Origin of the sequence: Flavobacterium piscis (assembly GCF_001686925.1) — a bacterium.
GTDB classification, from domain to species: domain Bacteria; phylum Bacteroidota; class Bacteroidia; order Flavobacteriales; family Flavobacteriaceae; genus Flavobacterium; species Flavobacterium piscis.
This window is the reverse complement of the sequence record NZ_LVEN01000010.1, coordinates 206,304-219,711: the sequence shown is the minus strand read 5'-3', so window position 1 is coordinate 219,711 and position 13,408 is coordinate 206,304. Positions and strand designations below refer to the sequence as shown.

Genomic DNA, 13,408 nt, shown 5'->3' with positions numbered 1-13,408 from the left:
GAAGTCTAATAATCTAACTTTCTAAGAAGTCTAAAAATAATGATCAACAAGCGCCTTTTAATAAAAAATCTACTCGCTCATAATGATGAGAGCAGTTTTTATGATAAAAAAAGGCAATTGAATTTGCATTCTCGAGAAGGAAAAGGAAAATTCCTGAAGCATATTTGCGCTTTATCAAATTCAAACCCAACCAATAATTCTTATATCGTGGTTGGAGTAGAAGATCAGGATAACGAAATTGTAGGCGATGATTTTTTTGATGATAGCCGAATTCAGAATCTTGTGAATGCTTTTCTGGAAAATCCTCCCAAAATTCAATACGAAAATGTACCGTTTCCTAATCTTCCAAAAGATAAGGTTATTGGTTTGGTTACCATTAAACCAAAAAATAAAATCTCCTATTTCAAAAAAGGCATTCATACCATTCCGGCCAACAGCGTTTTTATAAGGCGCGGCAGTAATTCGGTTCCTATTGAAGGGGAAATTGAGAAAAACTACCAGAACACCGAAACGGTTATTGGGATCGAAAATAGTTCTCGAAACAGTATTCAGTATACGCTTGATGGTGTTTTTGATTTTATGAATTTCAGGCACAAAGACATGTCGCCTAAATATCATGTTTTTAAAGAATTGTTTGTGATTTGCTGGGCGGGAGTTCCGCATAAATCTCGCGATAAAACTTTCTTATCCCGCGTTGATATCGAATTGATCAACGAACAAATCAAACTTTTCTATTCGGCACAGGATGTGGTTACGATTGTTTTTGATGACGATAGTTTTACCATAACCGAATATGTTCCGTTAGGGTTAAATGACAAAACGAGTTATTATCCTTTAGAAAAACAAACGATTCATTTTTTTGATAACGGTTATTACAAAATCGACCGTGAAATGCTTTTTCAACCTCCGGAATTCAACCGTAAAATGTTATACCATATTTATAATGCAAATATGGCGTTGCTTCAAAAACTGCAAAAAGGAATTGCCCTTTCAGAACGTGAAGTAAAAGATCTGGAGAATCTACCGTCAACTTTTATGATTTGCTATCTGAATGGTTTTGATGATGCGAAACAAAAGTTGATTGATGCTAAATTGCTTCTAAAACCCTTTGGAAGTATTTATTTATCGTTTAAAGAAGCTATGAGGATTTTGAGAAAGATGAAATATGATTTTCAGGAAGGGAGTAAATAAGGTTCTAAGTTACTAAGGGACTGAGATACTAAGGTTTTTAAAATGATAAACGTTTTTTGAAGGATCTAAGTTGCTATCCCGATAGTTATCGGAACTGAGATGCTAAGGTTTTTAAAACGACAAAGGTTTTTTGTAGAGACGCACAGCAGTGCGTCTAACCCATACATGTTATAGTTTTTTTTTGAATAGCCTCCAGCTTTAGCTGGAGATATAATTAAAAGGTGTTCTTTGGCTTTAGCCAAATTATTTTAGGACATGCAAATGTTTTACTTATCGATATTTCAAATATTTACTCACTTTTGCATACGAAAACAAAAGCTCTTTTGGTCCGTCTGCATACGAAGCAGCTTCGTATGAGTTGTAATATAAAAGCAAACCGTCATTCGTATAAAAAATATTTTGAGGTAATTGAAATTTGTCGTTTTCAAACATTAAACCTGTTGCATTAATGTTTGATTTTTCTGGAATTTTGTATTTCTTTCTGAATTCTTTTTCGGCGAAAGCCTTAAACTCATTTTCGTTTTTGAATATTTCATCGGTAAAAATGGTCTTTCCGGTTTTAGGATGAAATAATAATGATCGAAAGCCCTGATAACCGTGAGCTCCGCCTGTAAAGGTATAATGGTCGATTTTGATATTGATGATCTGATCAGATTCAAATTCGACATTTCCTTTTATTTTTCCTTCCCAACCAAAGGTTTCATCGGGAAATTTTTTATGCATTTCTTCATAAGAAGTAATAAAAGAGGCTGCCAAAGTTTTATAATCATTCGCTTTTGATGGATCTTCTTCAAAATAAACAATCTCTTTAATGACCGAAAAAACTTTCTTGTTGATGCTGTCTGCTACAACATCAATATTTTTAGCAATAGGAACATCAATAGTAATTTTTGGACAATCTTTTTTGCATGGAATAGTTGATTCTTTTTCAAATGTCTCATTCTCAAATGAAAGCTCTTTGTTGCAACTTGCAAGGGTTAGGAACAAAAAGGCTAAAAAAGTGTAATGTTTCATGTCGAAAAGTGTTAATTATATACAAAGGTAAGAAGTTGTGTCAGGATTAAAATAAATTTAACGGTAAATTTGTACCACGTTTAAGCATTTAAAATCTGTAACTATATGAAATTCAATACAAAAGTAATACATGGTGGTCAGCATCATGATCCAAGTACAGGAGCTGTTATGCCTCCAGTGTATCAAACTTCAACTTTTATACAAACTAGTCCGGGAAAACCTTTGGCGGATTATGAATATAGCAGGGCTTCGAACCCAACCCGTACAGCTTTAGAGAATGCTTTGGCAAGTATCGAAAATGGTACTCGCGGATTGGCATTTTCATCTGGTTTAGCAGCGACAGATTGTATCTTACGATCGTTTAAAGCCGGAGATGAAATTATTGCAATGGATGATTTGTATGGAGGAACGTATAGAATGTTCTCCAGAATTTATAAAGATTCGGGAATTAAATTTCATTTTGTTGATATGACGGATATTGCAAAATTGAAATCATTAATCAACGAAAACACTAAATTAGTTTGGGTTGAGACACCAACAAATCCATTAATGAAACTGGCTGATATTGCAGAAATTGCAAAAATCACCAAAGAACATAAAATTTGGTTTGCTGTCGATAATACTTTTGCAACACCGTATTTACAAAAACCTCTTGATTTAGGAGCTGATATTGTAATGCATTCTGCTACAAAATATTTAGGCGGACATTCTGATGTTATTGCAGGAGCTTTAATCGTAAAAGATGAAGCTTTAGGAGAACAATTGCATTTTCAGCAATTTGCAACCGGAGCAACTTTGGGCCCAATGGATAGTTTCCTGGTTTTAAGAGGAATTAAAACACTTTCGTTGCGAGTGCAAAGACATTGCGAAAACGGAGAAAAAGTGGTGGAATATTTAAGCAATCATCCTAAAATAAATACCGTTTATTATCCGGGATTAAAAAGTCATCCTTTTCATGAAATTGCAAAAAAGCAAATGAAAGCTTTTGGCGGAATGGTTTCGTTTACTTTTAAATCAGGTAAAAAAGAAGATTCGATTGCATTTTTAGAGAAACTTAAAGTTTTTACACTGGCAGAATCTTTAGGCGGAGTAGAATCATTGGCCAATCATCCGGCTTTGATGACACACGCTTCTATTCCGGCCGATAAAAGAGCCGAAGTTGGTATTACCGATGATTTGGTTCGATTAAGTGTGGGTATCGAAGATGCCGAAGATCTAATTGCAGATTTAGAGCAGGCTTTAGCATAAAAAGCTAATTCTAAAATAAAAAAAATCCCAAATTCCAATTGTAATCATTTTGGAATTTGGGATTTTATATTTTTGGGAAGTATTTAAAATTCTAAATAGTAAATATATCCTGCATTGAACCAAACTTGTGAATCGTTTGCTTTATTTTCTTTGTAAATATCTTTATTCGGATTTAAACCATCAACCCAATCAGAGGCGTAACCCTGATAACGAACTTCAAACATTAAATCGCTCATTGTTGTTAGTTTGTAGTGTACACCAACACCTGCTGTTCCTGATAAAACCAAACCATTTTCGTTAGAAAAACCAAACTGGCGTCCGTCAGAAGGAGTTAGGTATTTTGGATACGTAGTTAGCGGAAGTCCTAAAGTTCCTAGTCTTGACTCGACTTTGGTTTTGTAATAACTCACCTGAAAACCTAAACTGATATACGGGCTAAAACCACCAATTGTATTTTCGAAATCGTGAATTTTCATAAAAGGAGAAAATTCTAATTGAGCTCCAAGATTGACGAAGGTAGAGGTGCCATGCATTGCTCTAAGATGTTGTACAAGATTCTTTTTTCTTTCTATTTCAACCCATTCACCAAAATGTTCTAATTTGGTTTGGTTGAAAGACAATTCAGATCTTACTTTAAAATGTTCCGTAAAAAAACTTTCTCTGTTATTATTGGCAGAAAAGTTGATAAAATGAACAATCCCTATTCCAAATCCGGTATTTCCAACGGTCGTGTCAAAATTATTTCTTTGACCAAAATCAGATTGAAAAGTTGAAGGTCCGAATATTATTCCTACTTCTTGGGCGAGACTAGATTGGGCGTTTGCTATTGTAGGTATTCCAAATAAGGCGAATAGCGTGATTATTATAGGTTTGAGCATGTGTTTGGGCTTTCAAATCTTGGCAAATATATAAAAACAACACTAACAAAAAAGTATTAAAAGCTGTATTGATGAATTTTTATTAAAATTATTAAAATTTTAAATATAAGGGTAGTAAATTACTGTAAATTAGCAAACCTGAAATCTATTTTTTTCAGATTGCCTATATAATAGATAAAAATTTTAATTGATATTTAAAAATTTATTTAACAAATATCAATTTAGATTACCTTTGTATGGAACAACGAAAACGTTTTCTTAAATGTTAATAATCTAATAATCATGTCACAAAGTATTGCCGCTTTTATGGATTCGGTTAGCGAAAAAAACCCGAATGAATCAGAGTTTTTACAAGCAGTTTTAGAAGTTGCCGAAACGGTAATTCCTTTTATTGAAGAAAATAAAAAATATCAGAATAAAATGCTTTTAGAGCGAATGGTGGAACCGGAGCGTGTTATCATGTTCAGAGTAAACTGGTTAAACGACAAAGGCGAAATTCAGGTAAACAGAGGGTATAGAATTCAGATGAATTCAGCCATTGGGCCTTATAAAGGTGGTTTGCGTTTTCACCCTTCGGTAAATTTAAGTATTTTAAAATTTCTTGCTTTCGAGCAGACTTTCAAAAATAGTTTAACAACATTGCCAATGGGCGGCGGAAAAGGTGGTTCTGATTTTGATCCAAAAGGAAAATCAGATAACGAAATCATGAAGTTTTGCCAAAGTTTCATGACCGAGCTTTCAAAACATATTGGTGCTGATACTGATGTTCCTGCGGGAGATATTGGAGTAGGCGGCCGCGAAATTGGTTTTATGTTTGGTCAGTATAAAAGACTAAGAAATGAGTTTACAGGAGTTTTAACTGGTAAAGGAATTCAGTTTGGAGGATCATTAATACGTCCTGAGGCTACAGGCTACGGAACGGTTTATTTTGCTCAGAGTATGCTGGCTACAAAAGGCGATAGTTTTAAAGGTAAAACGGTTGTAATTTCAGGTTCAGGAAATGTATCTCAATATGCTGTAGAAAAAGCCAACGAATTAGGTGCAAAAGTAGTTACACTTTCTGATTCTAATGGTTATATTTATGACGCAGACGGAATTGATTCAGATAAATTAGCTTTTGTAATGGAGCTTAAAAATGAATTAAGAGGAAGAATCAGCGAGTACGTAAAGAAATATCCTAATGCAAAATATGTTGAAGGAAAACGTCCTTGGGAAGTAAAATGTGATGTGGCCTTGCCATGTGCAACTCAAAACGAATTAGAGGGTGACGAAGCAAAAACTTTAGTTGCAAACGGATGTATTGCTGTTGCTGAAGGCGCTAATATGCCATCTACGCCAGAAGCAGTTACTGTGTTTTTGGAGGCTAAAATTTTATTTGCTCCAGGAAAAGCTTCAAATGCCGGAGGTGTTGCTACTTCAGGACTTGAAATGTCACAAAACTCATTGCGTTTAAGCTGGACTTCTGAAGAAGTGGATCAAAGATTAAAAGAAATCATGTTGGCAATTCATGCTTCATGTGTAAAATATGGTTCAGATAAATCAGGTTATGTTGACTACGTAAAAGGAGCTAACATTGCAGGATTTGTTAAAGTGGCCGACGCTATGCTTGCTCAGGGTGTGGTATAAGTTTTAATTACAATTGTAAGAATGCCTTCATTTGTCTTTTTTAAAGATGATTGGAGGCATTTTTTATTTTCAGCCACGAATTCGCAAATTGTTTTTATTTTAAATCACTTTTAGATTTGTTTTCACATTTCATGCTTAATTTTTCTTAATCTCTTAATGGTTCAAAAAAGAGCTTTATTTAAAGCAGAACAAAAATCAAATACTTTCGTTTGTAGTATATTTGTCTATCCGAATATCTTAAGTAATGAAGAGAAGCTTTCTGTATGTTTTGTTTTTAGTGTTGTTTCAATTTAGTTTCGCTCAGAATAAATTGTCGTGGCAAAGTTATTTTTCATTTAATGAAATAAAAGATATTTCAGAAGCACCAACAACGGTTTTTGCAGCTTCAGAAAATGCATTGTTTTCTAAAAACACAGCGACAAACACCATCAAAACCACAACTACTGTTGATGGACTTTCGGGCCAGACAATTTCTGCTTTATATCATAGCGAAGGATTCAAAAAAACGATAATTGGTTACGAAAATGGTTTGATGATTGTAATAAATGAAAAAGACGGAAGCATCTTAAAAGTGGTAGATATTATCAACAAGCAATTGCCGGCAAACCTTAAAAAAATCAATCATTTTATGGAGCATAACGGTTTGGTTTATGTTTCCTGCGATTTTGGAATCGTTCAATTCAATTTAACAACATCCCAATTTGGAGATACTTATTTTATTGGAGATAATGGCGCAGAAATTAATATCAGACAAACTGCTTATTTCGACGGATTTATTTACGCTGCCACTTCAAACGGAATCAGAAAAGCCAATGGTACCAATGCAAACCTGATCGATTTTAATCAATGGACTTTGGTAAATTCAGGAGATTGGTCGAGTATAGAAACTTTAGATACAACGCTTATTGCAATCAATTCAGGAGGGTATATTCATCGTTATAATTCAAATACATTTATTGGATTTTTGCAGCTTCCGCAACCCTCTACAGACATGCGTGCAGTAAATCAGAAATTATTTGTTACAACATCAAATACAGTTTTTGTTTATTCAAATCAAATGGTTTTAAACCGTCAGATTGCAAATACTCAGGTTTTAGATAATACATTAAGTTTTACTTGCGCAACTGCTATTGGAGATTTGCTCTACATTGGAACAAAAGAGAAAGGATTGTTTTCCTCAACTTTATCAAATGTTTCAACATTCGAGAATAATACCCCGGCGGGACCAGAAAAAAACAATATTTTTTCACTCGATGTAGCGCCAAATGTGCTTTGGACTGTTTATGGAGATTATACCTCATCTTATAATCCTTATCCGTTAGATAATTATGGCATAAGTAAGTATGATGCTTCAGGATGGATAAATCTATCCTATGATGATGTTCTTGGAGCAAAATCTATGACTCGTATTATTGTAAATCCCAACAATGACAAACAAGTTTATGCAAGTTCATTTTTTTCAGGTTTATTAAAGATCGAACAGGACGTGCCTACATTTTTATATAATGAAAAAAATAGTGGACTGGAAAGTATTACGACCGAAGGTCCCAATTATATAGATGTTCGTATTAACGGAACTGCTTTTGATAAATCTGGAAATCTCTGGGTCACTAATAGCAGGATCAAAAACGGTTTAAAGGTTTTAAAAACAAACGGACAATGGCAAAGTTATTCTATGGCGACCATTCTCGACAATGCCGAGCTTGCCAGTTATGCCAATGTTGTTATTGATAAAAATAATACAAAATGGATAGCAACAAATAGAGAAGGAGTAATTGGTTTTAACGAAAGTACAAATACCTTCAAAAAAATAACTTTTGGTGCAGATGTTGGAAATTTACCCACTGCGGATGTTCGTTCTGTTGCTGTCGATACAAAAAACCAGCTGTGGATTGGAACCATAAAAGGATTAAGGGTTTTGTCGAATGTGGGAAGCTTTCAGACCGAGAGCCAGCTCAAAGCAAATCCTGTTATTATAATGGATGATAATCTGGCTCAGGAATTATTGTACGAGCAATTTATAAATGTAATTGCAGTTGACGGCGCCAATAATAAATGGATTGGTACAGGAGATTCAGGCGTTTTTATGGTATCGCCAAACGGTCAGGAAACCAAATATCATTTTACAATCAATAATTCGCCTTTACCAAGTAATGTTATTAATGATATTAAAATTAATAGTGCAACAGGCGAAGTTTTTATTGCAACAGATAAAGGTATGGTTTCTTTTAAAGGAATCGCAACCGAGGCAAATGAAGATTTAAATAATGCCTACGTTTATCCTAATCCCGTTCGTCCCAACTATTCAGGAACAGTAAAAGTAGCTGGACTGATTGATAAGGCCAATATTAAAATTACCGATATCGAAGGCAATTTAGTATACGAAACCACTTCTACAGGCGGAACGATAGAATGGGATACAACAGCTTTCGGGCGATATAAAGTAGCCTCCGGAGTGTACATGATTTTTATCTCAGCTCAGGATGGTGGAGAAACAAAAGTTAAGAAAGTAATGATTATTCGTTAGTTTTTAGTCTCAGTCTCAGTCTCAGTCTCAGTTTTCTAAAATCTAAAATCTAAAATCTAAAATCTAAAATTGTTAGTCAAAACCAAAGCAATAGTAATCTCTTCGCTAAAATTTCAGGAAAAAAGTTTGATCGTAAAATGTTTTACGCTTTCAAACGGCCTGAAGTCTTATTTTGTGCGCGATGCTTTTTCGAGCCGAAAAGCCAGTCAGAAAATTGCTTACTTTCAGCCTTTGTCGATTCTCGAAATCGAAGCGGTACATAAAAACAAAGGCACTTTAGAAAATTTTAAAGAAATAAAATCGGCAGTTCATTTTCAAACCATTCATACTGATATTATAAAAAGTACCATGGTCATGTTTTTGTCTGAGATGCTGCATTATTCTATTCAGGAAGAAGAAAAAAACGAATCACTTTTTGTTTTCCTGGAAACGGCCTTAACCTGGCTGGATCATCATGACGAAATTTCTAATTTTCATTTGATTTTACTTTTGGAAATCACCAAGTATTTGGGTTTTTATCCGGATGTTTCAGAGATCGATTTGCCTTACTTCGAAATAAACGATGGTGTTTTTACCCTTTTTCATGGTTTGACTGCACTTACAGAACATGAAACCAACCTCTTTAAAAAATTAATTGATTTGAAATTTGACAATACCGAAAAAGTTTTTCATGTCATCGAAAGACAGATTTTATTGAAGATTCTGATCGATTATTACAGCTTTCATTTAGACGGTTTTAAGAAGCCGAAATCACTTGATATTCTGAAAGAAATTTTTTCTTAAAGTGAATGCTATTTTTATATATTTGCGCAGTGAATTTTTATTAAAATTTTCTTAATTATTATTTTAATAAGTGAATTCATTACTAAAACCCCAGCCTAATTATTAAATTTTTTAAAGAAAAAAATTACTATGAAGAAAATTACTTTTTCGATTATTTTGGTTTTCTTAGTTGCTTTTTCGGCGACTGCACAAAGAAAATATGACGAAATAATCACTACAGAGAACAGTGTCAAAGACATGGTTCAAAACGAAATAACAGGAATTGTTGTTTTTAAAGAAGGCGGAACTGTAAAAGGTTTAGATCCTGAAACGAAAAAAATTGTTTGGACTTTAACAAAAGATGATTTTGGAGCAACTTCAGCGGGTGATATCCTGACTGATCCTGATTTTGGTAAACTTTTTAAAGAAAAAAGTGACTTGTCAAGTGTTGCCGGAAGCCCTTATGTAGAGGCTTACATCAATAATAAATATATTATCATTAATACTGATACTGGTAAAGTGGTGTATAATTCGTCTAAAGAATCTTTCTGGGTAATGCAGTCAGATTTTATTCCTGAAACAGATGAGTATTTGCTTACTTTGAAAAAAGACGGAGATATGGCAATTGCTTTATTAGATATGAAAACAGGAGAATTAAAATGGAATACTACTGTAGATAAAGCAAAATCATTATTTAGTTTTTCATTAAAAGAATCTGCAAATACCAATAAAGCGACAGTACACGGATCAGTAATTTACTATTTATTGTACGGAAAACTATATTCATTTGACAGAAGTTCAGGAAAATTAAACTGGAAAGCTGAAGAAGAGTATTCAAGATTCTTTTTGACTCAAAATGATAAAAATATTGTAGTTGTAAACAGTAAAGGTTTATTTGCAGCCAAAGAATATTTGAATGTTTTGAATACCGAAAACGGAAAAAGTATCTGGAAAGAATCTATTAAAACAAAACGTGTTGTTTATTTAGAAGATTGGGGTACAAAACTATTAATTGCTCATTACGGAGGTTTTAATTTTTTTGACTTAACTACAGGAGAAAAAATCTGGAAAAAAGATGCTCGTGGAGATGGTTTGAAAAGAGTAATTCCTATTGATCAGGATTTCTTATATGTTGCAGAAAATGAAATGATGCTGATCAACAAAGACGGAGAAAAACTTTGGAAAAAATTCATCGAAATTTCAGATGACAAAGAAGATCCAATTTATTACTTAGGAAAAGTAGGTGAAAAAGTAATGTATCTTACAGGAACTTACGGAAACATGGTCGATTATAAAACCGGAGTTAAACTTTGGAAACGTAACATCGGTTTTGATAAAAATCGTCCGGTTTTACCAACTTATGACGAAGCTTCAAATTCTTACTTAGTATATAACGATGAGAAATTGTACAAATTTGATCCAAGTATCAAGGACAAACCAGAGCCTTTTGCTAAAGTAAACATCAAAAAAGAAAAAGAATTAAACAGTATCGAATTATTCCCTTGGGGAGTTGTGCTTTCAGGACCAGTTGAGGTTATGGGAGTTAATATGGATGGAACTATAAAATACCACCTTACTTATACACAACCAGGTGAAGGAACAAGACGTTTACTTAAAAGTGCTGCAATTGCGGGAAGTATTGGTTTAGGAGTTGGGTCAGCAGTAAGTGCTGTACAAGCTTCTGAGTTAACGATGACGTATCGTGATTCTAGCGGAAATATGAGATCGACTGTTATTAAAGAAGAAGATAAATCAAAAATGAATCAGGCTAAGAATATGGCCGGAGCTTCAGCTGCTCTTGGTATTGTAGCGGCTAAATTTAATTCTCGCTTTAATGCAATGAAACAAAACAGAGACTTCTCGTATATTTTTGCAAAAGCAGATAGTGGAGATAAAATTTTGGTAAAAGTGAGTAAAGCTGATGGAACTGAGGTTGATAAAATCATCTTCAATAACACAAAACCAGTTTATGAAGTAGATCCTGCGACACAAAACATTTTTTATGTGTCTGATAAATCTATTCAAATCTTCAATAAAAAATAAGAAAATTAAAAACCCAAAGCCATCAGAATTAATTTCTGGTGGCTTTTTTTTTGCCTATGAAAAAAATATTACTCTTAATAGCTTTGCTTGTAATTGGTTCAGTTCAGGCACAAGAAAAAATAAGTTCGAAAACAAAGAAATTTAAAATTCCGGTAATTAGATATCCAGAATTTCCAGCTCTTGATAATGTATTAACGCAAACTGCTTTTTATCAAATAGATAAATCGCTTCAGGAAGAAGAATCTAATTTAAAGAAGGATTTTTTTAATATTGATGGATTTATAAAAGATCCGGTAAACGGAAAGCTTAAGCTTTACTTAACCTTTGCGATGCCCAGATATACAGACACTCAAATAGATAGTGTGTATGATAAGGAAAAAAATCGTTGGACTTATAATGCGCATTCTAATTATATAAATAATGTAAAACTGGATGTTAAGCTTGGCGATAAAATTATATTGACTAAAGATTTTGGAGGTTCAGATTCTTATTCCGTAAGTGCGGGAAATAGTATGGGGGCTTTGAAAATTGCAGCCTCAGAACAGGACAAAAAAGTAAAGACAGCTATAAAGAACTCAGATTACAGTGATGTAGGGCTGGGATTTGATAATGTTGTTTACAAAGCGGCAATAAGGATTCAGGATTTTTTAAATTATAAATTTGGATATACAACTAGTATAGTAAAGGAAAAATTTGAATTTGTAACTTCCAAAGGACATTCAGAATACAAACAAATGCTGGCTTTCGAGACAGAAATTACAGCTCAGATGGAGAAAGTAACTCTTGAGAAAGGTTTAGACGAGAAATTACTAACGCCGCATTTGCAATATTTAGAAAGTTTGTTGGTTAAATATCCGCTTTCTCCAGCAAATGAAGATATTCGTTTTATAGTCACCAACAATTTAGCTGAAACTTATTTTTTACTTGAAAATAAAGAAAAAGCTTTGCAGTATGCCAATCTATTGATCGAAAATGACAAGCAAGATTCAAGAGGTTCTACAATTATCGAAAGAGTTAACAGAGGTTATTTTGCAGATAAAAAAAATAGAAGTCATACGACTCGTTTTGCGGAACTTAAAAAATTAGGTTTAAAGATTGCGGAGGAAAAAGAAGAATTACGACTAGCGTTTTTTGAAAAAATTGACCGTCAGGAAACAGATTGGAGTATTGAGAAAGAAAATCGTGCAGCAGCTTTAGAAAAAAGCAAAATTCAGCGTGAGAATATGCTGGATTCTATTGCTTATCAATCTAATCCGGATTTGTTAGCGAAAATCATTGCTAATTTTGGCGGAAGCGATGTTCTGAAGAAAGTCGAGAAAACGCATTTGTTATCTAAGTTAACTTTAGAAGAAAGTAAGATACCTCAAACAGAAGAAAGATGGGCGACGACGACTAATTATCTTCTGAAAAAGAAAATGCCTGAAACTTATTATGAAATTGTAAACGGACCGGAAGCATGGAGTCACAGCGATCGCGAAAGTGGAGTAGAAGCTAAATGGGCAAAATTACCAGTCTATACCTACGGCAATCTTTCGACAAATTTAGATCCGGTGAATTTTTTAACTGCTTTTAGACTTGACTTATGGAATAAACTGGAACTTTTGCAAGACGAAATGGTGGATGGAAAATTATGTTATCACTTGAATTATTTCGAAAAAACATTAAATACAAGTAATAGAACAATTCCTAAAACAGATTATCATCTTTTTGTGGACAAAGAAAACTTTTCGATTGTAGCGACAGAAAGAACAGAATTTGACGATGGAAACAAAAGTTTTTTTGAGAGAAAGCTTTTTAAAGATTATCGCCCGTTAGCGGCATTAAATTCAGGAAAGATTCCGCATAAAATCAATTATGAAATTGAAGATTTTTACGGAGATACTTCTTATCAGGAAAGTCGCGAAAAAGTTGAAGTAAATGCTGTTTTTGGAAATAGAATTTTTATGAAAGAAGTGTATTTCGGAAGTTTTAAATAGTCTTTTATACTTTAAAAAAAAGAATAAGAAGAATTGATTGGTTTTTGGTTTATTTACTCATTTTTTTGAGTTTAGTACCGGAAACTAATCAATTCTTTTGTTTTTGTACCAATTATCTCAACAAAAGTTTGTGAAATTTCAAG

General features: G+C 33.4%; 9 protein-coding genes. 7 read left to right on the top strand and 2 right to left on the bottom strand.

Annotation, left to right across the window (positions count from 1 at the left end; all coding sequences use genetic code 11):
• Positions 1-39: 39 nt before the first annotated feature.
• The gene (locus FLP_RS06535) at positions 40-1,191 is read left to right on the top strand and encodes an ATP-binding protein (protein WP_065448710.1); all 1,152 of its coding nucleotides are present in this window, start codon (positions 40-42) and stop codon (positions 1,189-1,191) included.
• Positions 1,192-1,461: 270 nt separating this feature from the next.
• On the opposite strand, the gene FLP_RS06530 is transcribed toward FLP_RS06535, so the two are convergent.
• Positions 1,462-2,205, bottom strand: coding sequence for a DUF3298 and DUF4163 domain-containing protein (locus FLP_RS06530; RefSeq protein ID WP_065448709.1), 744 nt, complete (start codon positions 2,203-2,205; stop codon positions 1,462-1,464).
• A 105-nt stretch (positions 2,206-2,310) separates the two neighbouring features.
• Between FLP_RS06530 and FLP_RS06525 the strand changes: the two genes are divergently transcribed.
• The gene (locus FLP_RS06525) at positions 2,311-3,453 is read left to right on the top strand and encodes a cystathionine gamma-synthase (protein ID WP_065448708.1); all 1,143 of its coding nucleotides are present in this window, start codon (positions 2,311-2,313) and stop codon (positions 3,451-3,453) included.
• A gap of 83 nt (positions 3,454-3,536) precedes the next feature.
• Here FLP_RS06525 and FLP_RS06520 read toward each other — a convergent pair whose 3' ends face one another.
• Positions 3,537-4,331, bottom strand: coding sequence for a THC0290_0291 family protein (locus tag FLP_RS06520; protein ID WP_065448707.1), 795 nt, complete (start codon positions 4,329-4,331; stop codon positions 3,537-3,539).
• Positions 4,332-4,613: 282 nt separating this feature from the next.
• On the opposite strand from FLP_RS06520, the gene gdhA reads away from it, so the two are divergent.
• The 5 genes from gdhA to FLP_RS06495 all read left to right on the top strand — a co-directional run bounded on the left by gdhA (position 4,614) and on the right by FLP_RS06495 (position 13,265).
• A complete protein-coding gene (gene gdhA, locus FLP_RS06515) occupies positions 4,614-5,957 on the top strand; it encodes an NADP-specific glutamate dehydrogenase (RefSeq protein ID WP_065448706.1) in 1,344 nt (447 codons plus the stop codon).
• A 244-nt stretch (positions 5,958-6,201) separates the two neighbouring features.
• Positions 6,202-8,484 (top strand): type IX secretion system anionic LPS delivery protein PorZ, encoded by a 2,283-nt coding sequence (gene porZ, locus FLP_RS06510; protein ID WP_065448705.1) that lies wholly within the window; start codon positions 6,202-6,204, stop codon positions 8,482-8,484.
• Between the two features lie 69 nt (positions 8,485-8,553).
• A complete protein-coding gene (gene recO / locus FLP_RS06505; RefSeq protein ID WP_065448704.1) occupies positions 8,554-9,267 on the top strand; it encodes a DNA repair protein RecO in 714 nt (237 codons plus the stop codon).
• A 129-nt stretch (positions 9,268-9,396) separates the two neighbouring features.
• A complete protein-coding gene (locus FLP_RS06500) occupies positions 9,397-11,289 on the top strand; it encodes an outer membrane protein assembly factor BamB family protein (RefSeq protein ID WP_065448703.1) in 1,893 nt (630 codons plus the stop codon).
• Positions 11,290-11,345: 56 nt separating this feature from the next.
• Positions 11,346-13,265 carry a hypothetical protein gene (locus tag FLP_RS06495; RefSeq protein ID WP_065448702.1) on the top strand — a complete coding sequence of 640 codons (1,920 nt, stop codon included), beginning with the start codon at positions 11,346-11,348 and terminating at the stop codon, positions 13,263-13,265.
• Positions 13,266-13,408: the final 143 nt, after the last annotated feature.